Origin of the sequence: Duncaniella muricolitica, assembly GCF_910574735.1 — a bacterium.
GTDB lineage: Bacteria > Bacteroidota > Bacteroidia > Bacteroidales > Muribaculaceae > Duncaniella > Duncaniella muricolitica.
Window position 1 is genome coordinate 27,501 of the sequence record NZ_CAJTCF010000021.1, and the last position, 25,409, is coordinate 52,909.

Sequence of the window (25,409 nt, forward strand, 5' to 3'; positions counted from 1 at the left end):
TACGGGATGGTCCCCGCGGATTCGGCCAGGATTTCTCGTGTCCCGGCTTACTCAGGTGCCGTCTCTGTCAAGCGTCCGTTTTCGCCTACGGGGCTGTCACCCGCTGCGGCTCCTCTTTCCAGAGGATTCGGCTAACTTCATCTCATCCATTTGTTGACGGTCCTACAACCCCGGTCGGTGCCGAAACACCGCCGGTTTGGGCTCTTGCGCGTTCGCTCGCCACTACTTGCGCAATCGTTGGTTTACTTTCTTTTCCTCCGGGTACTGAGATGTTTCAGTTCCCCGGGTTAGCTCCCTCCTTTGGGAGGGTGGCACGGTCGCCCGTGTCGGGTTGCCCCATTCGGACATCTGCGGATCACAGGATATTTGCTCCTACCCGCAGCTTTTCGCAGCTTATCACGTCCTTCGTCGCCTCCGAGAGCCAAGGCATCCTTCATGTGCCCTTCTCTCCTTTCTTTATGACCTTTTTACTTGGTTACAATCGGTGTCACATACCTGACTTTTCGTCCGCCTTAGCTTGCGCTTCGACGGCCTCGAGCCTCAGTGATTCGTTTTTTATGATTGTTACTCGTTGTGTTTGATTTGCTTCACGCGATTCTTACTTCTGTAGAATCACGCTCGCTTCCCAGTATGTCAATGTCCTCTCTTAATGTGTGGAGAATAACGGATTCGAACCGTTGACCCCCTGCTTGCAAAGCAGGTGCTCTAGCCAGCTGAGCTAATCCCCCTCACCGTATGACGCCACAGCGCATACGTTGTAAGGCAATAGACGTCGAGAAAGCAGTCAAGAGGACTCTGTGCGAGTCATATTCTCCTGCCGTGTCTGAATTTCCTTCAGTGTCCGTGGCCGTTCTTCCGCGCTTGTCGCGCGGCGACTTCCGTCGGCTCCAGAAAGGAGGTGTTCCAGCCGCACCTTCCGGTACGGCTACCTTGTTACGACTTAGCCCCAGTCACCGGTTTTACCTTAGGACGCTCCTTGCGGTTGCATACTTCAGGCACTCCCGGCTTCCATGGCTTGACGGGCGGTGTGTACAAGGCCCGGGAACGTATTCACCGCGCCATGGCTGATGCGCGATTACTAGCGAATCCAGCTTCACGGAGTCGGGTTGCAGACTCCGATCCGAACTGAGACAGGCTTTCGAGTTCCGCTCGGTGTCGCCACCTGGCTTCTCTCTGTACCTGCCATTGTAACACGTGTGTCGCCCCGGACGTAAGGGCCGTGCTGATTTGACGTCATCCCCGCCTTCCTCACAGCTTGCGCCGGCAGTCTCGCCAGAGTCCCCAACTTTACTTGATGGCAACTGGCGATAGGGGTTGCGCTCGTTATGGCACTTAAGCCGACACCTCACGGCACGAGCTGACGACAACCATGCAGCACCTCGACACAGACCCCGTAGGGCTACCTCCTTTCAAAAGTATTCCTGTGTCGTTTGAGCCCGGGTAAGGTTCCTCGCGTATCATCGAATTAAACCACATGTTCCTCCGCTTGTGCGGGCCCCCGTCAATTCCTTTGAGTTTCACCGTTGCCGGCGTACTCCCCAGGTGGAACACTTAACGCTTTCGCTGTACCACTCAGCCATCATTCTGGCCGAACAGTTAGTGTTCATCGTTTACTGCGTGGACTACCAGGGTATCTAATCCTGTTCGATACCCACGCTTTCGTGCATGAGCGTCAGTTGCGCGCCGGTATGCTGCCTTCGCAATCGGAGTTCTGCGTGATATCTATGCATTTCACCGCTACACCACGCATTCCGCATACTTCTCGCGCACTCAAGGGATGCAGTTTCAACGGCAGTACGGGGTTGAGCCCCGCAATTTGACCGCTGACTTGCACCTCCGCCTGCGCACCCTTTAAACCCAATAAATCCGGATAACGCTCGCATCCTCCGTATTACCGCGGCTGCTGGCACGGAGTTAGCCGATGCTTTTTCTTCGGGTACTCTCAATGAGTCACACGTGACTCCCTTTGCTCCCCGACAAAAGAGGTTTACAACCCGTAGGGCCGTCATCCCTCACGCGACTTGGCTGGTTCAGCCTCTCGGCCATTGACCAATATTCCTCACTGCTGCCTCCCGTAGGAGTCTGGTCCGTGTCTCAGTACCAGTGTGGGGGACCTTCCTCTCAGAACCCCTACGCATCGTCGCCTCGGTGGGCCGTTACCCCGCCGACTAGCTAATGCGCCGCATGGCCATCCGCAGCCGATAAATCTTTAAACATCGGGAGATGCCTCCCAACGTTGTTACGCGGTATTAGACGGAATTTCTTCCGCTTATCCCCCTGCTGCGGGCAGGTTCCATACGTGTTACTCACCCGTGCGCCGGTCGCCGGCAGTAGTGCAAGCACTACCCCGCTGCCCCTCGACTTGCATGTGTTAAGCCTGTCGCTAGCGTTCATCCTGAGCCAGGATCAAACTCTCCGTTGTTGTTTATCTATTTTTCTTTTCTTTCAAAAATCAAAATGCGACAAACAAAAGTTTCATTTGTTGTTGCTTTCGCTCGGCGGTCTGTCCTTTGCGGCCCTGTGGACGCTGAATCTATATGGATATTCAGAATTGACTTGAGAACATCATTACCTATTATTAATAATGACTCTTGTACTACTTTCTATCTTGTCTATTGTAATTCTTTCAATGTGCTCTTTCCGCGCTTCCGAGGTATTCGGAAAAACTCTTGCGAAATGTTTTTGCAAAGTTATGAACAATTTTTCATTCCTGCAAATCTTTAACGAATTTTTAACATCGTTTTAACATTTCCATCTCAACTTTGAGATACTTGCCAGCGTTATTCCTTTTTAACCGCCTCACCGCTGTGAGGGGTGCTTCTCAAAAGCGAGTGCAAAGGTAGACACTTTTCATTTATCCTCCAAATTTTCATACCTATTTTAACACTTATTTAACACTTATTTTAAGACTCGTTTTTGACAATATTTTACATATATTTGAGTATCAATTTAATATACCAAACGCTCCTGCACACGCTTTTTCTGCCATTTTTCTTGGAATAATATTTGCATGCCCATCTACAATTTTCTCCGCTACCGAGGAAGCACTCTTTGCAACGAGGCGCATGAGTATATAACCCCAAATGCCATTAACAAAAATTAATCGGAGCATGAATGATTCACACTCCGATTAATTCACTATTGGTTATGCGTTATCTGCGGGGAATATATAATCTTGCCGACAGCCGGGAAGACTATTTGTTTACGCGGAAGCGGTCTTCGCCTGTGGTGAGGAAGGCTATAACCTGACGGGCGGCAGCAATACCGGCATTGATATTGGCCTCGGAAGTCTGCGCACCCATTTTCTTGGGTGTAAAGAACACGCGGTCGCCAAAACGCTCTTTGATTTCGGCAGCACGCTCAGGAGCCACGTCGGCAGCATATTTGAGATCGGGACGGGCATCAAGAGCACGTATCAGACCCTCTTCGTCAATAACCTCTTTGCGTGCGGTATTGATAAGCAGACCACCTTTGGGCATAGATGCTATAAGGTCGTAACCGATGGAGCCTCGGGTCTCGGGAGTGGCGGGAATATGAATCGACACCACTTTATTTTCACGATAGAGCTGCTCCACGCTATGCACGGGGGTCACTCCGGCCTCTTCCATTACCGCATCGGGGCAGAAAGGATCGAGAGCCGAGACACTCATCTCGAAGCCGCGGGCTATGCGGGCCACATTACGGCCAACCTGCCCGAAGGCCTGGATGCCAAGAGTCTTATCCTTGAGTTCTGAGCCGGAAGTGCCGTTATACATGTTGCGACACATCATTACAGCGAGACCAAACACGAGTTCGGCTACAGCGTTGGAGTTCTGACCGGGAGTATTCTGTGCGCTTACGCCATGGGCAGTGGCAGCAACAAGGTCGATATTGTCATAACCGGCACCGGCACGCACAACTATTTTAAGATTACGGGCTGCATCAAGCACTTCGGCATCAACCTTGTCGGAACGAATGATGAGAGCATCGACATCGGCCACGGCAGCCAAAAGGTCAGCCTTATCGGTATATTTCTCCAGAAGCACTAGTTCGGCACCGGCCCCCTCGATGACTTCACGCATACCGTCGACCGCAACGGCGGCAAACGGCTTTTCGGTAGCTATGAGTACTTTCATATCAATGCTGTTTCTCGAAATCGTTCATAGCCTCCACGAGCACCTTCACGCTCTCGATGGGAAGGGCGTTGTAGAGAGACGCGCGGAATCCACCCACCGAACGGTGGCCCTTAATACCTACGATACCGCGGGCTGCACAGAAGTCAACGAAGTCCTTTTCAAGCTCCTTGTATTCGGGAGTCATGACAAAAGTGACATTCATGATGGAGCGAGAGTCTTCGGCTGCTGTGCCGACAAACATCTTGCTGCTGTCGATAGCATCATAGAGCAGACCGGCCTTCTCGAGATCAATCTTCTCCATAGCCTTCACGCCACCCATCTCCTTATAATAACGGAGAGTCATGAGCGAAGAGAAGACGGGAAGCACGGGAGGAGTATTGAACATCGAGCCCTTCTTGATGTGGGTGCGATAATCAAGCATGGTGGGAATCACGCGGTCAACCTTACCGAGTGCGTCCTCCTTGACGATAACGAGAGTCGCACCGGCGGGACCGAGATTTTTCTGCGCGCCGGCATAGATAAGGTCATACTTCGATACATCGACAGGACGCGAGAAGATATCGCTCGACATGTCGGCCACGAGGGGCACTGACACGGTGGGATCTTCGCGAAGCTCGGTACCGTATATAGTATTATTGGTGGTAATGTGGAAATAGTCGAGATCAGCGGGCACCTCATATCCGCGGGGATAGAAGTTATAGTTGGCCTCCTTGGATGAAGCGAGCACCTCAACGTCGCCAAACAGACGTGCCTCCTTTATGGCATTGGCAGCCCATGTGCCGGTGTCGAGATAGCCGGCTTTGGTGCGCAGCAGGTTCATCGGAGCCATGCAGAACTGCAGACTGGCACCGCCGCCAAGATAGAGCACATGATAACCTTCGGGCACATCAAGAAGCTCCTTAACGAGAGCCTGAGCCTCGTCCATCACGGCTACGAACTCCTTAGAGCGGTGTGAAACTTCCAGGAGCGAAAGCCCCGTCTCAGCAAAATTGTTCACTGCATCGGCCGTATGCTTGATGGTGTATTCACTCAAGATAGACGGCCCGGCGTAGAAGTTATGTTTCTTCATATCGGGTAATGTTGGGTAAGAACTTGCACACGAAGTGTACGGCTGCAAATTTAGACAATTTTATTTAAAAACAATACGAAATAATGAAAAATTTCTTTAATCGCTATTTTTACACCATCGCTCGTTTTGCAGCGCGGCCGAACGCATCTCGGCAGGGTTGTCACACGGGGTCCATAACTCCCTATGGCCCAGCTCATCGGGCATAAACTGCTGGACCACAAAGTTGCCCGGATAATTGTGGGCATACTTATAGTCACGACCATAACCCATATCCTTCATCAGTGAAGTGGGCGCATTGCGCAGATGCAGCGGCACGGGCAGATTGCCGGTCTCGTCGACCAGTTCGAGAGCCTTGTTGATGGCCATGTAGGCCGAATTGCTTTTGGGCGACGTGGCCAGATAGACGGTACACTGAGCAAGAGGGATGCGCCCCTCGGGCCACCCGATCTTGTGGACGGCGTCAAACGTGGCGTTGGCCAGCAACAGGGCATTGGGATTGGCCAGTCCGATGTCCTCGCTTGCGAGTATGAGCAGACGGCGGGCTATAAACTCCGGCTCTTCCCCGCCGGCTATCATCCTCGCAAGCCAGTAGACCGCAGCATCGGGATCGCTGCCGCGGATGCTCTTGATGAAAGCCGATATAATGTCATAATGCATCTCGCCCCCCTTGTCATAGACCGCAGGATTTTCCTGCAAGCGGTTGGTCACCACAGCGTCGTCGATCACCAGCGGTTCGCCCGGAGGGGTTGACTGTTCGAGCAGGTCGAGGATATTGAGCAGCTTGCGCGCATCACCGCCGGCAAAGCGAAACAGCGCGGTGGTCTGCCTGACCTCCACCCCGTGACCGCGCAACACACTGTCGCGCTCAAGCGCGCTGTCGAGCAGAGCCTGCAATTCGTCTCGCTCGAGGGGTCTGAGAGTGTAGACCTGAGCGCGGGAAAGCAGAGGACGTATGACCTCAAACGATGGGTTTTCGGTCGTGGCACCGATAAGTGTCACCGTGCCGTTTTCCACCGCTCCGAGCAGCGAATCCTGCTGATTTTTGCTAAAACGGTGTATCTCGTCGATAAACAGTATGGGACGTCCCTGCGTAAACATGCTTCCGGCATCGCGGGCACACTTCTCGATGACATCCCTCACATCCTTGACACCCGAATTGACGGCCGAAAGCGTGTAGAAGGGCGCATTGACCGTATTGGCAATGATGCGTGCGAGTGTAGTCTTGCCCACTCCGGGAGGGCCCCAGAGTATAAACGAAGCCACCTTGCCCGACTCTATCATGCCACGCATCACTCCGCCGGGCCCCACAAGATGGGTCTGTCCTATATAATCGTCGAGCGAACGCGGACGCATACGCTCGGCCAACGGTATAGTAGTTGTCATAACACAAAATTAATCCAAACTTTGACACTCAGCAAAAATTAACGCCACAAAAGCGCGACGCAGTAGTGTTAAAGGACATTAATTAAATAAAGAATTGTTTATGTGTTAAGATTTTTTCATTAATTTTACCGCAAAAGAAAAAAGAAACAATGGAGGCAAAAAGCCGACTCGAAATCAAAACATTCCTCTTGCCCTCGTTGTTAGTTTATTACCCGGCCGAGACCGACAAGGTTGCGGCCAATTTATACTAACGTTTTAAACTATTGTCACAATGAGCGCACAACGTAACACAGGAACCCCCAAAGCCATGCGTAACGTGTTTGGCATCATAATGATAGCCATATACCTTGCCGTGGGTATACTCTTTTTATGCGGATACTTCAACATCCTCTTTCCCACCTGGACATGGGTACGCTGGGTAGGAGGCGTGCTGTTCATAGCTTATGGTGTGTGGAGAGCCTACCGCCAGTTTGCCGGCATCGACCCCGGTTACGGCAACGAGCCCGACGATGACGACACATCCGATCCCACATCATTCAAACACTGATCTGCAATATGCTTACACCCTTACGCCACAGCCTCTATATCGCCGCCGCATGCGTGGCCGCCATGGCCGTAACATCGTGCGGAGGCAAGAAAGAGCCCAAGCAGCCTACAATGGCCAAGATTGCCTGCGACGAGTCGTTTGAATACATAATGGAGCAGGAAATAAACGTATATGAATACATCTACCCCAAGGAAGATGTCCTCGCCTACTACGTGCCCGAGAACCAGGCCGTCGACTCCATCATGGCCATGGGCTCGGTGAAGGGTGCCGTAATCACCCGTCCGCTCACCGACGAGGAGGTCAGCTATCTGCGCTCGCACAAGAAAGTGGTGCATCAGCAGAAGATAGCCGTCGACGCCCTCGCCCTCATTGTAAACCCCGCTAACCCGGTAGAGATACTTTCCAAAAAGGATATCGCCGAAATACTCTCGGGCGACGTCACCCGCTGGGATCAGGTGGAGCCGTGCAAGCTCGGTGAAATCGACGTAATCTTTGACCATCAGGGCTCGTCGACCGTAAAATACATGCGCGACTCGGTGATGAACGGACGTCAGTTTGGCGCACACGTCTCGGCAGTCAAATCCAACCCCGACGTGTTCAAGGCTGTCGCCTCCAATAAAAACGCCATCGGCATCATCGGCGTAAGCTGGGTGTCGAGCGACCTCTCAGGCCGTCAGAAATCGGTCGAAGAGCTGGCTCAGGCCGTAGAGAAGAGCGACACGACCGCCCTTGAGTTCAACACCGACGTGAAAGTTCTAAAAATACGCGGCAACAACGAAGTGACCGCCTATAAGCCCTATCAGGCCTACATCTTCGACGGCTCCTATCCGCTCTACCGCTCGGTCTACATGGTGAGCACATCGCCGGGCGGTACAGTCAGCCACCGCTTCTACAGTTTTGTCACCGGATTTCAGGGACAAAAGATAATACAGATGACAGGCATCCTGCCCGCCACAGTGCGTCCGCGCATGGTGCAGGTGGAATAAACCGGCACAGTCAGGCAATACACCTTAATTATATATAACATTATTATATATAACTTATGACATCGGCCATGCAATAATCCACAATGTCGGACGTTAGTCATATTAATGACCAAAAAGCAACAATAAATATACAAAACAATAAATATAGTAAACCAACAGTGATGAAATTACGCACATTGTTCTCCCTCTGCATAGGAGGATTCGCGCTCACCGCGCTCGCCCAAGGCGGCTATCAGGATGGTGTCGACTATTACAACGCCGACCGCTTAGAAAAAGCTAAAATCATACTTGAGAAAACCCTCAACGACCCGTCGACCAACAAGGCCGTGTCATACTTCTATCTCGGTTCGCTCGACCTGCGCGACGGCAACACCCAGGGTGCCCAGACCAACTTCAACAACGGCATCTCGGCCAATCCCGAATATGGCTACAACTATGTAGGTCTCGGTGAAATCGCTCTCAAGGGCGGAAACAAGTCGGAGGCCGAAAAACTCTTCAAGCAGGCTCTCAACACCGACAAGAAAGACGCTGCACTTCTTGCTGCCGTAGCCCGCGCATATGCCAACGTCGATCCCGTGGCCTACACCAAGGAAATCAACAAATACATCGCCGAAGGTCTCAAGAAATCCAAAAACAAAGAGCCGCAGATCTATGTGCTCCAGGGTGACCTCGCCAAAGACGAGGACAAGGGTCTCGCAGCCGGATATTACGAGCAGGCTATCATCTATGAGGAGGAGAACGGCGACGTAAACCCCGAGGCTTACGTGAAGTACTCCAACCTCTACAACAAGGTCAACTCGGAATTCTGTATCGGCAAGCTCGTAGAGCTGAACGAGAAACTCCCCAATTCAGCACTTGCCCAGAGCGAGCTCGCCGAAAAATATTATGACAACAACCAGCTCACCCGCGCCGCCGAGCAGTATGGCAAGTACATGAATAACCCCAACCACTTCCAGGGCGACGAGCAGCGTTATTCGGGTCTCCTCTTCTTCGGCAAGAAGTATCCCGAATCACTCCAGGTAGCCGAGCAGGTTCTCGCCAAGGACCCCGACAACCTCTACATGCAGCGTATGGTGATGCTCAACAACGCCGCCCTCAAGAACTGGGACGCAGCCGAGACAGCAGCCCAGAAACTCTTCGCCCACAAGGACGGCAAGTTCACAGCCAACGACTACACCACCCATGGTGAAGTACTCGCCAACCTCAACCGTCCCGAAGAGGCCGTAGAGGCTTATCTCGCCGGCTACAATCTCAACCCCGAGAAAAACAAGGCCATCCTCGCCGACATCTCCGAGATGTACAACAAACTTGAGAACGACGCCAAGTCGGTAGAATACATGCAGAAGTATGTCAATGCCGGCGACGCCACTCTCAACGACTACTTCATCCTCTCCAACCGCTACAAAAACCTCGGTCTGACACTTCCCGAAGGCTCACCCGAGCGTGCCGAGGCTGCCAACAACGGCATCAAGTATATCGACATGGCTCTCGAGCATGCAGCCAACAAGGGTCCCCTCTACCGCAACCGCGCTACCCTCATCATGGTGCGTGACGGTGCCAACACTTCGCCCGAGCTTATCGAAACCTATCAGAAGATGCTCGCCGCCTACGACGAAGATCCCGCAAACATCAACAAGTATGCCGAGGCCTACAAGACCGCCTACATGCGCATGGGTTCATACTACATGGGCCTGGGCGACAACGAGCAGGCCAAACTCTTCTTCGGCAAGGTGCTTGAAATCGATCCCAACAACGAGCCCGTACAGGAAGTGCTCAAGAAACTTGACAAATAAGAGCGACTCACCCGCTTGAAATAAGGAAAACCCCAGGGGCCGGGCCGACGCCCGGCCCCTGTCTCTATCCACCCCACTACCCTCCTGCATATGCACACCGAAAATCTCCTCCAGATATACGCATCCAGCTTCCGCCAGAACTGGGAGCTGCCGGCACTGACCGACTTCGGCTCAGGGGCCACAATGACCTATGCCGACCTCTCGCGACGCATCGCCTCGACCCACATGCTTTTTCGCCACTGCGGCATCAAAGCCGGCGATAAAATAGCACTAATGGGACGCAACTCCATCTCGTGGGTCGAGACCTACATGGCCACACTCACCTACGGAGCCGTGATAGTGCCAGTGCTCCAGGATTTCAACGTTCAGGACGCCATGCACATCATCAACCACTCCGGGAGCGTGATGCTGTTTACCAACGAGACGATTTTCGACAACATGGAGTTTGAGAAACTGCCGGCCGTCAAAGCTGTGTTTTCGCTTGACAGCCGCAAGGTGCTTGCCGAACATCCGGCCAACAACCATGCAGCCGAAAAATTCATCGCCAGACTCCCCGAACGCATGCGCCGCACCTATCCCCACGGATTCACGAGTGCCGATGTCGAATATCCCGACATCGACGAGAGCGCGGTGGCCGAAATCAACTACACCTCAGGCACCACAGGCTTCTCCAAAGGCGTGATGCTCACTCTCGGCAACCTCGGGGGCAACGTGCGTTTCGGCCTTGAATCGCGCCTCCACTTCCGCGGCTCGCGCAATGTGTCGTTTCTGCCGCTGGCCCATGCCTACGGATGTGCATTCGACATGCTCGTGCCCCTCGCGGCCGGCACACATATCACCCTGCTGGGTAAACTCCCGACACCCAAACTTCTCCTCAAAGCCTTTGCACAGGTGAGGCCCAACCTCATCATATGCGTGCCCCTGATTCTCGAGAAAATCTACCGCAACAAGCTCCGTCCGCTGCTTGAGAAAGGCACCGTGCGCAACATGCTCCGCATACCCGGAGTCAACAAGATGATATATCGCAAGATACGCAACCAGCTCGTCGAAGCCTTCGGCGGAGAGTTTGAGGAAGTGATCGTCGGTGGCGCACCGCTCAATCACGAGGTCGAACAATTTCTCCACCGCATCGGATTTCCCTTCACCGTAGGCTACGGCATGACCGAGTGTGGCCCGCTCATAAGCTACACTCCGTGGCGCAAATTTATCCCCGGCTCATCGGGCCGCACACTGCCCAGCATCATGGAGTCGCGCATAGCCGACAGTCCCGACCCCGCCAACGTGCCCGGCGAGATATGTGTGCGCGGACAGAATGTAATGACCGGATATTACAAAAATCCCGAGGCCACCGAGGCTGTAATCGACGCCGAGGGGTGGCTACATACAGGCGACATGGGCACCATATCGCACGACAAAACAATATTTATCCGCGGCCGCTACAAGACAATGATACTGAGTGCCAACGGACAAAACATCTATCCCGAGGAGATAGAGGCCAAGCTCAACAACATGCCCTATGTGGCCGAAAGCCTCATCGTGGAGCGCGGCAAGCATCTGGTGGCCCTTGTCTATCCCGACTATGAGTCGATGGACCGCGACGGAGTATCGCACGAAAAGCTCCCCGACATCATGGAACAGGTGCGCAAAGACCTCAACAACGCCGTAGCACCCTACGAACGCGTCGATAAAATACAATTGATTGCCAACGAATTTGAAAAGACACCCAAACGCTCCATCAAGCGTTATCTCTACAATGCATAATCCCGACGACTATCAATATTCGCTCCCGATACGCGTGCGCGACTATGAGACCGACTCTCAGGGCATAGTCAACAACGCCAACTATCTGCACTATCTCGAAATCACGCGTCATGACTTCTGCGAAGAGGCCGGGACATCGTTCCGCGCCATGCAGGAGCAGGGCCTCGACCCGGTGGTAAGAAAAATCGAGATTGAATATCTCACCTCGCTCACCATGGGCGACACCATGATTTCATGTCTGCGCATGCGTCGCGACGGAGCACGCTTCATCTTTGAGCAAGACATCTATCACTCCGTCACCGGCGACCCCGTGGTCCGCGCCACCGTCACCATAGTGTGTCTCGAAAACGGCCGCTTGTCACGCGGCGACATCCTCGCCAGGGCCTTTACCGATTACCTTTAGTTTTAAAGAGTCTATAAAGGTTATAAAGTTAAAAGAATAGACTCCTGACACCGACAGCCCTCTCCCCCCCACCCTTTCACTCAAAAAATCAACTCATTTAACTCCTTACCCCTTTAACCATAAGAGCATGTCACTGGCCTACCGCATAGCCTTTGCCTCACTCCGGTCGCTCACCCCGGCACTCGCCGAGGCTATACTCGCGCGATTAGGCTCGGAGCAGGAGTTTTTTGAGCTGACCTCCGACCAGCTCTCGGCCATACTCGGATTTCGCAACCGTCTTCTCGACCGTGCAGTGCGCGACAAAGCCCTTGCCGACGCAGCCGATGAAGTGACATTCATCTCGCGCAACAACATACGCCCCATCTATTTCACCGACCCCGACTATCCCCGTCGGCTCAGGGAATGTGAGGATGCCCCGCTCATGATCTACACGCTCGGCGACTGCGACCTCAACGCCTCACGCTTCGTGTCAATCGTCGGGACACGCCACTCCACAGCCTATGGCGCAGCATTTGTCGAAGACCTCGTCAACGGTCTTGCCGACAAATGCGCCGACCCGGTCGTGATAGTCAGCGGACTCGCCTATGGCATCGATGTCGCAGCTCACAGAGCGGCCCTTGCCGCCGGACTCCCGACCATAGGGGTGCTCGCCCATGGTCTCAACACCATCTATCCCGCCTCTCACCGCGACATAGCCGCACGCATGGTGCGCAACAACGGCATGCTGCTCACCGACTATCGCTCGTGCGACAACATACACAAGGGCAATTTTCTTGCCCGCAACCGCATTGTGGCCGGGCTGAGCGACTGCCTCGTTGTAGTTGAATCCGATACACACGGCGGCTCGCTCGTCACGGCACGCCTTGCAGCAGCCTACTCGCGCGACGTCTTCGCATTGCCCGGGCGCACCACCGACCGCTACTCACGCGGATGCAACAGTCTCATCTCCTCGTGTATCGCAAGTCTCGTCAATTCGGCCGACGATGTCATCTCGTCGATGCGATGGCCGGTCAAAGCCTCCGAAGGGGAGCAACCGTCACTCTTCGACACCCCTGCGCAGCTCTCCGACGACGAGCAGGCTATCATCGACACCATTACCCGACGCGGCGACGCCACTATGAGCGAACTCATTGCCTCGGTCAACGTCTCCACTCCGCGTCTCATGGGCATGCTCATCGACATGGAGTTTCGCTCACTCATCACCGCCCTCCCCGGCGGCCGATACCAAATACGCCTAATCAATTAGTGATTATTAATTAGCAATTGGTAATTATGTACCAGGCCATTAACTACTAATTACTAATTACTAATTACTAATTGCTAATTGTTAATTGCTAATTACAAATTAAACATAGGTCATATGAAAGTAATTCCTCCCTCAGAATTAATCATCAATCCCGACGGCACTGTATTTCACCTCCACCTGCTGCCGTCACAGCTCACCGACCGTGTGATACTCGTAGGCGACCCCGCACGTGTCAACATGGTGGCATCATTCTTTGACACTACTGACTTTGAAGTCCAGTCGCGCGAATTTCACACCATCGGCGGCACATATCAGGGCAAACCCATCATGTGTCTGTCACATGGTATCGGCCCCGACAACATCGACATCGTCATCAACGAGCTCGACGCGCTGGCCAACATCGACTTCGCCACCCGCGAGGTACGCAGCCATCACCGACAGCTCACACTCGTGCGCATCGGCACCTCAGGCGCGCTTCAACCCGAGCTTAAACTCGGCACTCCCGTCATAGCCGAGAAGTCCATCGGATTTGACGGCGTGCTCAACTATTACGCCGGACGTAACGAAGTGGCCGACCTTGACTTTGAGCATGCCTTCTGCGAAGCCGTCGGCTGGAATCCCCTCTGGGCCAAACCTTACGTAGTGGACGCCGACGCCGAACTGGTCGAGCAGATAGGACGTGACGACATGGTGCGTGGCAACACCATCTCGGCCGTAGGATTCTACGGACCTCAGGGCCGTGAGCTCCGTCTGCCACTCTCCAACCCCGACCTCAACCGCCTTATCGAAGAGTTTCGCCACAACGGACGCAAAGTCACCAACTATGAGATGGAGTCGGCACCGCTCCAGGGACTCGGACGCCTCATGGGCCACCGCGCCATGACCGTATGCTCAATCATAGCCAACCGCATGAACTCCGACGCCAATCCCAACTACAAGACTGCCGTACGCGACCTCATAGCCACCGTCCTCGAGCGCATATGACATACCGTATGCCTCAGCGTTATAAACACTTAATTTTTGCCAACCCGAGTTAATACACGTTAAAAAATTGGGGGGGTAAAATATTGCTTATCTTTGCTGAATAGCAATTTTAAGTCAAATTTTTATTACTGTCCGCTAAACCATAAAAAGTCGAGTCCAACTTCTTGAAATATAGAAGTTGGGCTAACTTTTTGTATAGGACAAGCCCCCTTATCAGTTTTCAGTTTCTTCCGGCGGCGATTCAGATGCATCGGCGAGCATTATTTTCAGGTCTGCGTCGGGTTGATTGAGGAACTTTTCGAGATTTAGGTAATACATCAGCACGATTCGTACCATTGTCGCCAGTCCCGAGAAGCTCCAGCGTCTTGTCAGTTTGTTTTGCAGGACCGAAAGCAGCAGATTGGCTATAAGTGTGACCCATACCTGGATCTTGATGGCGTTTGCGCTTTCGCCGTAGAAGTATCTCAGTGGAAAGTTCTGTTTTATCTGTTTGAAAAGTGACTCGATCTGCCACCGACGGCGGTATATCGCCACAATTGTCTCCAAGGGCATGTCAAAATCGTTGGTAAGCAGAGAGATGAGTTTTGGCTTCTTGCCTTTCTTGATGTCTACGTATGTTATTATTCTGGCAATGTGGTTGATGCCGTCTTTACGGAACACTACAATCTGCTCACGATACTCCATCAGACCATTTGAATTCTGATGCATACAGTCGACAAGAATCTCATAACAGAGGTTTTTCTTCATTTTTGTGACATAGATGACGCCACGGTCTGTAAGTTCCTCGAATTTGGAGTAGTTGATATATGCACGGTCAAGAGCCAGTATCTCGTCGTGGCTGTAATGGCTTGGGGCGAGCATGAAAGAGTCGTTAGTGGCCGCCGAGGTAAACCGGACATCGCATGGAACGCCTTCGTTGGCATGGATGACCGAGTGCACTTTGAGGCCACCTTTCTTCTTTCCTGTCTTGGNATGCCGGCCAACACCCTTGAAAATGGCATTGGAAAAAAGCGAAATGGTCGTGGAATCAATGATGCGAAGCTGTTTTATCCATTCTTCCGTGCCATTGCGTCGGCTGTCCGATGAAAGGATTCCTTTATTGACATCATACAGATAGCGGTATACCTCTTCAAAGAAGCTCTCCGGGCGTCTGGCATTTGCGTCAGACAGAGTGCTGCGCCTGGGAACAGTTTTAATTCCGACATGATGCAGTTTACGTACCTCCGCCGTCATGGCGGTCTCTATCTCACGCAATGAGTCGAACCGCTGTATCACGGCATAGAGCATCGTCAACAGGTGAGTGAAGCCGTCAAAACTCTTTATATACTTCTCTCCGCCGTGTTTTCGGCTGATTTCAACAATTTTTTCGCGGTCGAGCGATTTTATCAACTGCCCATATATCGGCTGTCCGAAGAAATTACTACTTTTGCTCATGGTTATTCATGGTTTGTTTGACGACACCAAAAATAACTAATTAGGGCTGACTCCTGCAAATGGTAATCGACTTTTGTCGCTTGCCTTAGCAAGAATCAGCCCTAATTTTTCAATCGCTCAAAAAAAGTTTAGCGGACAGTAATAATTTTATATAAAAGCGCGTCGCGATAATCATGCATTTCTATCCTGACTTTATTCTATAATTGTTTCTGAGGATACATGTCGTCCCACCATGACGGATCATCCTGAAGATATTTGGTAAACCACGCAAGCATAGTGTCAAGCCACTTTTCACGCTTGTCAAAGTCGAGAATATGATGATCCTGCCCCTTGACAGCAACCATCGCGGTCTCCTTTCCGAGCAATTTGAGAGCTGTAAACATCTGTATGCTCTCTCCGACCGGTACGTTGGTGTCGGCATCACCGTGGAGGAAGAGCAGCGGCGTGTTGACTTTGTCGGCATTGTAAAGAGGACTGCGGGCCACATAGAGCTCACGGTCAGACCACGGATATTTATTGGCCATGCTCACTTCGCTGTAAGAATAGCCCCAATAACCTTCACCCCAATAGCTGGTGTGGTCGCTTATGCCCGCATGCGACACGGCAGCAGCAAATATATCGGTGACCGTCTGGAGATACTGTGTCATAAAACCTCCATAGGAGGCACCGCAACATCCCACCTTAGCGGCATCGGCATAGGGATGTTGGGCACAGAACTGTTTCACACCGTCGATTATATCCTGGGCCACCCCCTCGCCGGCCGTGGCAACATGACGCGACGAAAACTCCTGGCCGAAGCCCGTGGCCCCGCTGGGGTTGATGACGAGCGAGATGAATCCGTGAGAAGCAAAAAGGTGGGGATTGTAGGTGGTGTCAAGAAAACGGCCGACAGGGCTGCATCCGCCGTAGTAATATACTATGACCGGATATTTCTTCTCCGGGTCAAAATCCGGCGGAAGATTGTAGTAGGCATAGATGGTGTCGCCGCGGCTTCCCTTGAATGTCCAGTCGTGGGTCGGGACGATGTTCACCCCTTCGGTACGCTCAGGAGCAAGGTCGTCACGCAGCGTGGAGCGGAGTTTACGCGTGTCGAGTGTGTAAAGACGCGCGGCATTGTCGGCTCCCTGGCCATAATAGGCAAGAACCGGAGCGTCGGACGCTATGCCGTAGCCCTTGACATAATATTCATTCACGCCAAGCGACTCTACCTTGCCGGTGGAGGGGTTCACACGATAGAGCGGTTTGCTGTCGCGATGCTCGGCCGAGAAGTATATACACCCGTCGGCTCGGCTCCATCTCATGCGGTCGAGCGACGGATCAAAGTCGCGGGTAAGCGGAGTGGCCTTGCGTGTGGCGACATCAATAAGAAACAACTGATTGTCGACCATGCTCGGCACCATATCGTCGGGCAGATTGCGGCCCACACCTTCAAAAGCCTCGGGCGAACCTATCACTGCCACTTTGGTCGCGTCGGGCGACAGCATGGCGGTACCCAGAAAAGGCTCGCGGCTGCACACTGTGTCGACACTCATGTCGGAAAGCGAGAGCAGATACATCGACACGAGCGATGACGGACGTTTGCCGAGATTGTCTTCCGACACCTGAAACAACACTTTGTCACCATCGTCGGATATGCCCGATAGCCATGTCTGTTTATGACCGAACGTGAGTGGCACCGAGAGGCCGGTGGCAAAGTCATACTTCATCAACTGTCCACGGTCGCGCCATCCGGGCTGACGGTCTTCGGGCGTGATTATCTGATAGAGCCCGTCGTTCTTTTCCTTGGGCCCGTTGATTTTATTGGAATAGACAATGAAATCCTCAGTCGGAGCTATCGTAAACTGACGTGTGGGCAATCCGGCTGCCATCACTTTCTCCGCGCCTGTAGCCGGATCGACCGTAACGAGCTGCGTCTTGCCGCCACGTTCACGTGTGTAATAGAGCTGCTCGCTGCGTGGCATCCACGACATCGACCGATTGCCGCGCATAAATTCGCGACCGCTTGAAAGGTCTGTGAGCACATATTCCCATCCGCTGTTCTTGCCGTCAGCCTCGACATGATAATAGCCCGTATACATATATCTGCCGCGCGGCGATACCGACACCGAACCGATAAACCGGCCGGTAAAGATGTCGCGGGTACAATAACGGCGTCCGCCCGAGGGGTTGACGGTGAAATACTGTGGAGACGAGGTCTCGACGGCTACTTTGAGCGTGTCGGAGGCCGAACTGTCGGAGAGGCACTTCAGCACCACTTCGCGAGTGCGCGGAGTGAGCTTGAGCTCATTGCCCGAATATTTCTTGCCGTCGACATACATCTCATAGTTGCGGATGCCTGTCACCTTGAGACGGGCTGAAGCGTAATGGGAGTTGTCGAGCGTGAACGACAGCAGATGGAGAGCATCGCCCTTGGTGGCGGGAAGCACCGAGTCGGTAAACTGACGGCCGCGCGCCGCAAGGTCAAGCGAGACGGGAGTGGACAGTTTTGACCTGACCTCATACTTCCGGGCCGACATGTCGACACTGTCCATCATATAGGGCGATGTGACAGCATAGGGACCTGCATAGCTGAACGTCGTGACGTCGATGGTCTCGGCCGCACACACGGCACTGACGCCAAGCGCGAGGAGGGTGGGAAATGTACGCAATTTCATGATTGTATCAGTGTAATGGTATATGTAGTTACTTGTGAGGCAAAGATAACAAGAATTTCTGACGGCCGAAACACTATCGTACACAAAAAAAGCAGGGACACCCTCAATAGGGAATCCCTGCATATTGTATATCAAAGTTATGCTTCGAGGCAAAGATTAGGCCTGGGGCATCTTGGTGCGCTTGCCGTAACCATAGGCAGCGTCCTTACCGAGCTCTTCCTGGATGCGGAGGAGCTGGTTGTACTTGGCCATACGGTCGGAACGGCTTGCCGAACCGGTCTTGATCTGGCCGGCGTTGGTAGCAACAGCGATGTCGGCGATAGTAGCGTCCTCGGTCTCGCCCGAACGGTGAGAGATGACAGCGGTGTAGCCGTTACGCTGAGCGAGCTCAACGGCGCGGAGGGTCTCGGTGAGCGAACCGATCTGGTTAACCTTAACGAGGATCGAGTTGGCGCAGCATTCCTCGATACCACGCTGGAGATACTTGACGTTGGTCACGAACAGGTCGTCGCCAACGAGCTGGCAACGGTTGCCGATAAGGTCGGTGAGCACCTTCCAGCCGGCCCAGTCGTTTTCGCCCATACCGTCCTCGATAGAGTCGATAGGATACTTCTCTACGAGCTCCTGGAGATACTTGGCCTGGTCAGCACTGCTGAGCTTGGGAGCGTCGGCACCCTGCTTCCAGGTGTAGTCATAGATGAATGAGCCGTCGGCCTGCTCCTTGGCAAACTCCGAAGCAGCGCAGTCGAGACCGATGGTCACGTCCTTGCCGGGCACGTAGCCTGCGAGCTCGATAGCCTTGATGATTACGTTGAGAGCGTCCTCGGTGCCGTCGAGTGCGGGAGCGAAACCGCCCTCGTCACCTACTGCGGTAGAGAGACCGCGCTCGTGGAGCACTTTCTTGAGGTTGTGGAACACCTCTGTACCCATGCGGATACCTTCCTTGAAGCAGCATGCGCCGATGGGACGGATCATGAACTCCTGGAAGCAGATGGGAGCGTCAGAGTGTGCGCCGCCGTTGATGATGTTCATCATAGGCACGGGGAGGCAGTAAGTGTTGCATCCGCCGATATATTTGTAGAGGGGGAGATCGAGATAGTCGGCAGCAGCCTTGGCTACGGCGAGCGATACACCGAGGATAGCGTTGGCACCGAGATTGCTCTTGGTGTCAGTGCCGTCGAGAGCCAGCATGGTCTCGTCAATCTTGATCTGGTCGAGTGCGCTCATACCCTTGAGGGCTTCGGCGATGGGGCCGTTTACGTTGGCCACAGCCTTCTGCACGCCCTTGCCCATGTAGCGAGCCTTGTCACCGTCGCGGAGCTCGAGAGCTTCGTTTACGCCGGTAGATGCACCAGAGGGTACAGATGCGCGGCCACGTGCGCCGGATTCGAGGATTACGTCTACCTCTACGGTAGGATTGCCACGTGAGTCAAGAACCTCACGACCGATAATTTTTTCAATCTTCATAATTAGGATATATAAAAAATTGTTTTAACCTATTGCAATTCAGAAAATGCGATGCAAATGTACAAATTCTTTCATTAATTAGCAATTAGTAATTAGCAATTAGTAATTATTTTTTGAAGTTTTTACACCCTCGTCCCAAATTACTAATTGCTAATTACTAATTGATAATTGATAATTAGTACTCGTCCCAGCTCTTGATTTCAATCTCATCGAGCGGATGGGTCGTGAAAGCGTCGATATAAGCCGAGGCCAGGCGGGCATTGGTGAGCAGAGGGATGTTAAGGTCAATGGCCGCGCGGCGTATCTTGTAGCCGTTGCTAAGCTCGGTGTCGGTAAAGTTTTTAGGGATGTTGACCACCATGTCCACCTTATGGTCGTGCAGCAGCTCGATGGCCTGGGGCTGCATGTCGGACTGCGAAGGCCAGTAAACACGTATGGCGGGGATACCGTTGTCATTGAGATAGGCATGTGTGCCGCCGGTGGCATAGATGGTATATCCGCGGTTGGCCAGCTCATGAGCGGCGTCAAGAAGGTCGGCCTTCTGCTTGGGCGTACCGGTCGACATGAGCACTGCCTTGGAGGGGACACGGTTGCCCACCGAAATCATGGCCTTGATGAGTGCCTCGGACGAGTCGTTGCCTATACAGCCCACCTCGCCGGTCGATGCCATGTCGACGCCGAGCACAGGGTCGGCTCCCTGCAGACGCGAGAAGCTGAACTGCGAAGCCTTGATGCCCACATAGTCGAGGTCAAAGGCATTTTTATGAGGCTTCTCGACATCGAGTCCGAGCATGACGCGTGTGGCAAGGTCGATAAAGTTGATTTTCAGCACCTTTGACACAAAGGGGAACGAGCGCGAGGCTCTGAGGTTACACTCTATGACCTTGATATCGTTGTTCTTGGCCAGAAACTGTATGTTGAACGGACCTGAAATCTCGAGCGCGTCGGCTATCTGGCGCGAAATCTTGCGGATGCGACGCATGGTCTCGACATAGAGTTTCTGGGGCGGGAACTGGATGGTGGCGTCGCCCGAATGCACGCCGGCATACTCGATATGCTCCGATATGGCATAAGCCACAATCTCACCCTTGTCGGCAACGGCGTCCATCTCGATCTCTTTGGCTCCGGAGATAAACTGCGACACCACCACGGGGTGCTGCTTGGACACATTGGCCGCCAGACGCAGGAAGCGTGTGAGCTGCTCCTGATTGTAGCACACATTCATGGCCGCACCCGACAGCACGTAGCTCGGACGCACAAGCACCGGGAATCCAACCTCGGCGATAAACTCATTGATGTCATCCATGCTCGTAAGCTCGCGCCAGCGGGGCTGGTCGATGCCGAGACGGTCGAGCATGGCCGAGAACTTGTTGCGGTCCTCGGCATTGTCGATACAGCGGGCCGAGGTGCCGAGTATGTTCACACCCTGTCCGTCGAGACGGGTCGCAAGGTTGTTGGGTATCTGGCCGCCCACCGAAAGTATAGTGCCGTGAGGCTGCTCGAGGTCGAGGATGTCCATGACACGCTCAAAGGTGAGCTCGTCAAAGTAGAGACGGTCACAGATGTCATAGTCGGTCGAGACGGTCTCGGGATTGTAGTTGATCATCACCGAACGCCAGCCCTCGCGCTTGACGGTGAGAAGCGCGTTGACCGAACACCAGTCAAACTCCACCGACGAACCGATGCGGTAGGCACCCGAGCCGAGCACCACGATAGAGCGGTGGTCGTGGAGATAGTTCACGTCATTCTCACGGCCGTTATAAGTGAGATAGAGATAATTGGTCTGGGCAGGATACTCCGCGCCGAGCGTGTCGATCTGCTTGACCACAGGCACCACACCCAGGCTCTTGCGCAGGGCACGCACGCGCAGATTGGCCTCCTCGGCATTCTCCATATCGCCCTTGAATATCTCGCGGGCTATCTGGAAGTCGCTGAAACCCTGCTCCTTGGCCTGACGCAAAAGCGGCTCGGGCAGCGACTCGAGCGTGTCATAGCCGTGAAGCTCGGCGGCGGTGTCGATAATATTTTGCAGACGGTAAAGAAACCATCGGTCAATCTTCGTGAGTTCATGTATGCGCTCCACCGTGTAGCCCTTGAACATCGCCTGGGCGATGGCGAGTATGCGCTTGTCGGTCGGCTCCTTCAGAGCGTGCTCCAGTTCGGGAAGGTCACGCTGGTTGTTGCCCACAAATCCATGCATACCCTGCCCTATCATGCGCAGACCCTTCTGAATAGCCTCCTCAAAGGTGCGGCCGATAGCCATCACCTCGCCCACCGACTTCATCGACGAGCCTATCTCGCGGCGCACGCCGTGAAATTTTCCGAGGTCCCAGCGCGGTATCTTGCACACTATATAGTCGAGGGCCGGTTCAAAGAAAGCCGACGTCTCCTTGGTCACCGAGTTTTTGAGGTCAAACAGTCCGTAACCCAGACCGAGCTTGGCTGCCACGAAAGCGAGCGGATAGCCGGTAGCCTTGGAGGCGAGAGCCGACGAGCGGCTCAGACGGGCGTTGACCTCGATGACGCGATAGTCCATCGACTCAGGGTCGAAGGCATACTGCACGTTACATTCGCCCACAATGCCGATGTGGCGTATGATTTTGATGGCAAGTTTGCGCAGCCAGTGATAATCCTCATTGGAGAGGGTCTGCGACGGAGCCACCACTATCGACTCACCCGTATGGATGCCGAGCGGGTCAAAGTTCTCCATGTTGCAGACTGTGACACAGTTGTCAAAACGGTCGCGCACCACTTCATACTCGACCTCCTTCCAGCCCTTGAGCGATTTCTCCACGAGCACCTGAGGCGAAAACGCCAGAGCCTTCTCCACAAGTGACACAAGCTCCTCCTCGTTGTCGCAGAATCCCGAGCCGAGACCGCCCAGCGCGTAGGCCGCACGCACGATTACGGGATAGCCGAGGGCCGAAGCCGCAGCGATGGCGTCGGTCACCGAATTGACCGCCTCGCTCTTGATGGTCTTCACGTCGATTTCGTCGAGCTTGTGCACAAACAGCTCGCGGTCCTCGGTGTCCATGATTGCCTGGACGGGAGTGCCGAGCACCTCTACATTATATTTCTCAAGAATACCGGCGCGATACAGCTCCACGCCACAGTTGAGAGCCGTCTGTCCGCCAAAGGCAAGCAGGATGCCGTCGGGCTGCTCCTTCTTTATGACCTTCTCCACAAAATAAGGGGTCACGGGAAGGAAATATATCTTGTCGGCAAAACCCTCGGATGTCTGCACCGTCGCGATATTGGGGTTGATGAGCACCGTAGTGATACCCTCCTCCTTCATCGCTTTAAGAGCCTGCGAGCCTGAGTAGTCAAACTCTCCGGCCTCACCGATTTTCAACGCACCGCTCCCCAGCAGGAGCACTTTCTTTATATTCTCGTTACGCATATACCTTATTATATATAGGAGGGGTGACTAAAGCATGTTGATAAATTCGTCAAACAGAAACTCGGTGTCCTTGGGTCCCGAGCTTGCCTCGGGATGGAACTGGGCCGAGAAGTAAGGCTTCGACTTGTGGCGTATGCCCTCGTTGGTGCCGTCGTTCATGTTGACAAACAGCGGCTCCCAGTCGGCCGGAAGCGTGGCGTTGTCAACGGCAAAACCGTGATTCTGCGAAGTGATGAAACACTGCTCGGTGCCCACACGGCGCACCGGCTGATTGTGACTGCGGTGGCCATACTTGAGTTTATAGGTCTTTGCGCCGGCCGCCTTGGCAAGAAGCTGGTTGCCCATGCATATGCCGCAGATAGGCTTACCGTTCTCCATGGCCTTGCGTATGTTCTCGACCGTCTTGCCGGCCATATCGGGATTGCCGGGTCCGTTGGATATGAACAGGCCGTCGTAAGGTATGGTAGTGAAATCATAATCCCAGGGCACACGCACCACCTTGACGCCGCGGCGGGTCAGACAGCGTATGATATTATGCTTCACACCACAGTCCACAAGCACCACGGTCTTGTCACCCTCGCCGTGCACCTCCACTTCCTTGCACGACACTTTCCCTACAAGATTCTCCTTGTTAGGGTCATAGAAATCACAATCTTCTGCTCCTTCGACCACAATCTTGCCGAGCATCGAGCCATGCTCGCGCAGATGCTTGGTCAGCGCGCGGGTGTCGATGCCATACACGCCGGGTATCTTCTCCTCCTCGAGCCACTGGGCCAGAGAACGGTCGGCCTGCCAGTGGGAATGGGCAAACGAATAGTCCTGCGCCACTATAGCACGGCAATGTATATGGTCGCTCTCGTAATACTCGCTTACGTCATTCTTCTCCCTGTGAGGAGGCACTCCGTAATTACCCAATATCGGGTAGGTTGTCACTAATATCTGACCCTCATAGGAGGGGTCGGTCAGGCTTTCAGGATAGCCTGTCATTGCGGTATTGAACACCACTTCACCGGCCGTTGACGCTTCGTGGCCAAATGACTTCCCTTCAAAAGTAGTGCCGTCCTCGAGTATGAGGTGGGCGCGCTTGGACTGTCTCATTAGGGTATTGAGTATTATGTTACTTTTTCGGGCTACAAAGTTACTAAGTTTTTTGCGGCTTTCACCTCTTTTCAGCTATTTTATTGACATGATGTTTAAAACTTTTCATAAAACTTTTCATATCCGACGGATGTTGAAAAGTAATACAATTGTGCAATCATCCTCCCAAACTTTGCAATCCTACACATCATGAAGAGCGTCAAAGAATCCCTCCTCGAGCGGCGCAGCATACGCCGCTACGAACGCGAACAAGTGAGTCCCGATGACATGCGCCTCATTTTCGAGGCCATACGCAACACGCCCACAAGCTACAACGGACAGCAATTCTCGGTCATAGACGTCACCGACCCCGAGATGAAACTGAAACTCTATGCCCTCATCGGGCAGAAACAGGTCAAGACATGCAGCCACTTCCTCCTGTTTCTCGTCGACTACCACAAGATAAGCCTTCTGGCCGAAGCTCTCGGCGAGGACATGCCCGACTTCAACAACACCGTCGACGGTCTCGCCGTTGGCATCGTCGACGCATCACTCGCTATGATGAGCGCGGTGACGATGGCCGAATCGCTCGGGCTCGGATGCTGCCCCATCGGTTACGCGCGCACCGTAGCTCCCGAAGCCGTGTCCACCCTGCTCGGACTACCCAAAAAGACCTTCGTCGTGTGTGGACTCTCAATAGGTGTGCCGCGCGAAATGCCCGACCTCAAGCCCAAACAGCCTCGCGAACTGGTGGTCTTTCACAACCACTACCCCCAGGACGACCCCGAAATGACCGCCGACCTCATGGAATATAACGAGACCGTAAAGGAGTATAACCGCACCCGTGCCGGCGACAAGACCGACAACGACTGGGGCTCGCACATCATAGGCTACTATCGTGAAGCCATGAACTACGGCATGCTCCGGGCCCTGCAACGCCGCGGTTTCGACCCTAAGCGATAACACTCCCGCAGTAACTATTCAGCGGACGCGCCGATGTAGTCGCCGTTTAGAAAAGGGCGAGGATTGCGTTGTAGGGCGAGTTGCCGTGCTTCTTGGTTGTCTCGACGATTGAATGCAGATCCATAAA

The 25,409-nt window shown here is 53.6% G+C and carries 16 protein-coding genes, 1 tRNA gene and 2 rRNA genes (1 of these 19 only partly in view); 8 read left to right on the forward strand and 11 right to left on the reverse strand.

Annotated elements, in window-relative coordinates; translation table 11 throughout:
- The 6 genes from QGT73_RS06340 to QGT73_RS06365 all read right to left on the reverse strand — a co-directional run.
- A 23S ribosomal RNA gene (locus QGT73_RS06340) occupies positions 1–457 on the reverse strand; it reaches 2,431 nt to the left of the window's first position.
- A 197-nt stretch (positions 458–654) separates the two neighbouring features.
- A tRNA-Ala gene (locus QGT73_RS06345) sits at positions 655–728 on the reverse strand.
- A gap of 163 nt (positions 729–891) precedes the next feature.
- Positions 892–2,422: ribosomal RNA gene (locus QGT73_RS06350) — 16S ribosomal RNA — on the reverse strand.
- Together the 16S and 23S rRNA genes with 1 tRNA gene alongside form the textbook arrangement of a ribosomal RNA operon.
- Before the next feature lie 772 nt (positions 2,423–3,194).
- Complete coding sequence (locus tag QGT73_RS06355; protein ID WP_280121859.1) at positions 3,195–4,115, reverse strand: NAD(P)-dependent oxidoreductase; 921 nt, start codon at positions 4,113–4,115, stop codon at positions 3,195–3,197.
- 1 nt (position 4,116) lies between these two features.
- Positions 4,117–5,184 (reverse strand): 3-phosphoserine/phosphohydroxythreonine transaminase, encoded by a 1,068-nt coding sequence (gene serC / locus QGT73_RS06360; protein ID WP_280121860.1) that lies wholly within the window; start codon positions 5,182–5,184, stop codon positions 4,117–4,119.
- 96 nt (positions 5,185–5,280) lie between these two features.
- Entirely contained in the window at positions 5,281–6,567 is a 1,287-nt protein-coding gene (locus QGT73_RS06365; protein ID WP_280121861.1) for a replication-associated recombination protein A, read from the reverse strand.
- A gap of 271 nt (positions 6,568–6,838) precedes the next feature.
- Between QGT73_RS06365 and QGT73_RS06370 the strand changes: the two genes are divergently transcribed.
- From QGT73_RS06370 to QGT73_RS06400, 7 genes are all read left to right on the forward strand, one after another.
- The gene (locus tag QGT73_RS06370) at positions 6,839–7,114 is read left to right on the forward strand and encodes a hypothetical protein (RefSeq protein WP_123617792.1); all 276 of its coding nucleotides are present in this window, start codon (positions 6,839–6,841) and stop codon (positions 7,112–7,114) included.
- A gap of 8 nt (positions 7,115–7,122) precedes the next feature.
- Positions 7,123–8,100, forward strand: a complete 978-nt coding sequence (locus tag QGT73_RS06375) for a PstS family phosphate ABC transporter substrate-binding protein (protein ID WP_280121862.1) — start codon at positions 7,123–7,125, stop codon at positions 8,098–8,100.
- 161 nt (positions 8,101–8,261) lie between these two features.
- On the forward strand, positions 8,262–9,893 hold the full coding sequence (locus QGT73_RS06380; RefSeq protein WP_280121863.1) for a tetratricopeptide repeat protein: 1,632 nt from the start codon (positions 8,262–8,264) through the stop codon (positions 9,891–9,893).
- Positions 9,894–9,983: 90 nt separating this feature from the next.
- Positions 9,984–11,654 carry an AMP-binding protein gene (locus tag QGT73_RS06385; protein ID WP_280121864.1) on the forward strand — a complete coding sequence of 557 codons (1,671 nt, stop codon included), beginning with the start codon at positions 9,984–9,986 and terminating at the stop codon, positions 11,652–11,654.
- Positions 11,647–12,057, forward strand: a complete 411-nt coding sequence (locus QGT73_RS06390) for an acyl-CoA thioesterase (protein ID WP_280121865.1) — start codon at positions 11,647–11,649, stop codon at positions 12,055–12,057. Before QGT73_RS06385 ends, QGT73_RS06390 begins: the two co-directional genes overlap by 8 nt.
- 127 nt (positions 12,058–12,184) lie before the next feature.
- Positions 12,185–13,303, forward strand: a complete 1,119-nt coding sequence (dprA, locus tag QGT73_RS06395) for a DNA-processing protein DprA (RefSeq protein ID WP_280121866.1) — start codon at positions 12,185–12,187, stop codon at positions 13,301–13,303.
- A 114-nt stretch (positions 13,304–13,417) separates the two neighbouring features.
- Positions 13,418–14,287, forward strand: coding sequence for a nucleoside phosphorylase (locus QGT73_RS06400; RefSeq protein ID WP_280121867.1), 870 nt, complete (start codon positions 13,418–13,420; stop codon positions 14,285–14,287).
- Between the two features lie 213 nt (positions 14,288–14,500).
- Here the strand turns inward: QGT73_RS06400 and QGT73_RS06405 are convergent, their stop codons facing one another.
- From QGT73_RS06405 to carA, 5 genes are all read right to left on the reverse strand, one after another.
- The gene (locus QGT73_RS06405; RefSeq protein ID WP_280121868.1) at positions 14,501–15,721 is read right to left on the reverse strand and encodes an IS4 family transposase; all 1,221 of its coding nucleotides are present in this window, start codon (positions 15,719–15,721) and stop codon (positions 14,501–14,503) included.
- 197 nt (positions 15,722–15,918) lie between these two features.
- Entirely contained in the window at positions 15,919–18,375 is a 2,457-nt protein-coding gene (locus QGT73_RS06410) for a S9 family peptidase (protein ID WP_280121869.1), read from the reverse strand.
- 156 nt (positions 18,376–18,531) lie between these two features.
- Complete coding sequence (gene eno / locus QGT73_RS06415) at positions 18,532–19,842, reverse strand: phosphopyruvate hydratase (protein ID WP_280121870.1); 1,311 nt, start codon at positions 19,840–19,842, stop codon at positions 18,532–18,534.
- Between the two features lie 175 nt (positions 19,843–20,017).
- A complete protein-coding gene (gene carB / locus QGT73_RS06420) occupies positions 20,018–23,242 on the reverse strand; it encodes a carbamoyl-phosphate synthase (glutamine-hydrolyzing) large subunit (protein ID WP_280121871.1) in 3,225 nt (1,074 codons plus the stop codon).
- A gap of 27 nt (positions 23,243–23,269) precedes the next feature.
- Positions 23,270–24,340 (reverse strand): glutamine-hydrolyzing carbamoyl-phosphate synthase small subunit, encoded by a 1,071-nt coding sequence (gene carA / locus QGT73_RS06425; RefSeq protein WP_280121872.1) that lies wholly within the window; start codon positions 24,338–24,340, stop codon positions 23,270–23,272.
- 189 nt (positions 24,341–24,529) lie between these two features.
- Between carA and QGT73_RS06430 the strand changes: the two genes are divergently transcribed.
- Positions 24,530–25,282: a nitroreductase family protein gene (locus QGT73_RS06430; protein WP_280121873.1), complete on the forward strand. Its 753-nt coding sequence runs from the start codon at positions 24,530–24,532 to the stop codon at positions 25,280–25,282.
- The last annotated feature ends 127 nt before the right edge of the window (positions 25,283–25,409 follow it).

What these genes read in the sequence shown, in the direction of transcription:
- QGT73_RS06390 (WP_280121865.1), top strand. Translation starts at nt 11,647, where the DNA reads ATGCATAATCCCGACGACTATCAATATTCGCTCCCGATACGCGTGCGC.
- dprA (WP_280121866.1), top strand. Translation starts at nt 12,185, where the DNA reads ATGTCACTGGCCTACCGCATAGCCTTTGCCTCACTCCGGTCGCTCACC.
- eno (WP_280121870.1), bottom strand. Translation starts at nt 19,842, where the DNA reads ATGAAGATTGAAAAAATTATCGGTCGTGAGGTTCTTGACTCACGTGGC.
- QGT73_RS06385 (WP_280121864.1), top strand. Translation starts at nt 9,984, where the DNA reads ATGCACACCGAAAATCTCCTCCAGATATACGCATCCAGCTTCCGCCAG.
- QGT73_RS06375 (WP_280121862.1), top strand. Translation starts at nt 7,123, where the DNA reads ATGCTTACACCCTTACGCCACAGCCTCTATATCGCCGCCGCATGCGTG.
- QGT73_RS06400 (WP_280121867.1), top strand. Translation starts at nt 13,418, where the DNA reads ATGAAAGTAATTCCTCCCTCAGAATTAATCATCAATCCCGACGGCACT.
- QGT73_RS06355 (WP_280121859.1), bottom strand. Translation starts at nt 4,115, where the DNA reads ATGAAAGTACTCATAGCTACCGAAAAGCCGTTTGCCGCCGTTGCGGTC.
- carA (WP_280121872.1), bottom strand. Translation starts at nt 24,340, where the DNA reads ATGAGACAGTCCAAGCGCGCCCACCTCATACTCGAGGACGGCACTACT.
- QGT73_RS06380 (WP_280121863.1), top strand. Translation starts at nt 8,262, where the DNA reads ATGAAATTACGCACATTGTTCTCCCTCTGCATAGGAGGATTCGCGCTC.
- serC (WP_280121860.1), bottom strand. Translation starts at nt 5,184, where the DNA reads ATGAAGAAACATAACTTCTACGCCGGGCCGTCTATCTTGAGTGAATAC.
- carB (WP_280121871.1), bottom strand. Translation starts at nt 23,242, where the DNA reads ATGCGTAACGAGAATATAAAGAAAGTGCTCCTGCTGGGGAGCGGTGCG.
- QGT73_RS06410 (WP_280121869.1), bottom strand. Translation starts at nt 18,375, where the DNA reads ATGAAATTGCGTACATTTCCCACCCTCCTCGCGCTTGGCGTCAGTGCC.
- QGT73_RS06370 (WP_123617792.1), top strand. Translation starts at nt 6,839, where the DNA reads ATGAGCGCACAACGTAACACAGGAACCCCCAAAGCCATGCGTAACGTG.
- QGT73_RS06430 (WP_280121873.1), top strand. Translation starts at nt 24,530, where the DNA reads ATGAAGAGCGTCAAAGAATCCCTCCTCGAGCGGCGCAGCATACGCCGC.
- QGT73_RS06365 (WP_280121861.1), bottom strand. Translation starts at nt 6,567, where the DNA reads ATGACAACTACTATACCGTTGGCCGAGCGTATGCGTCCGCGTTCGCTC.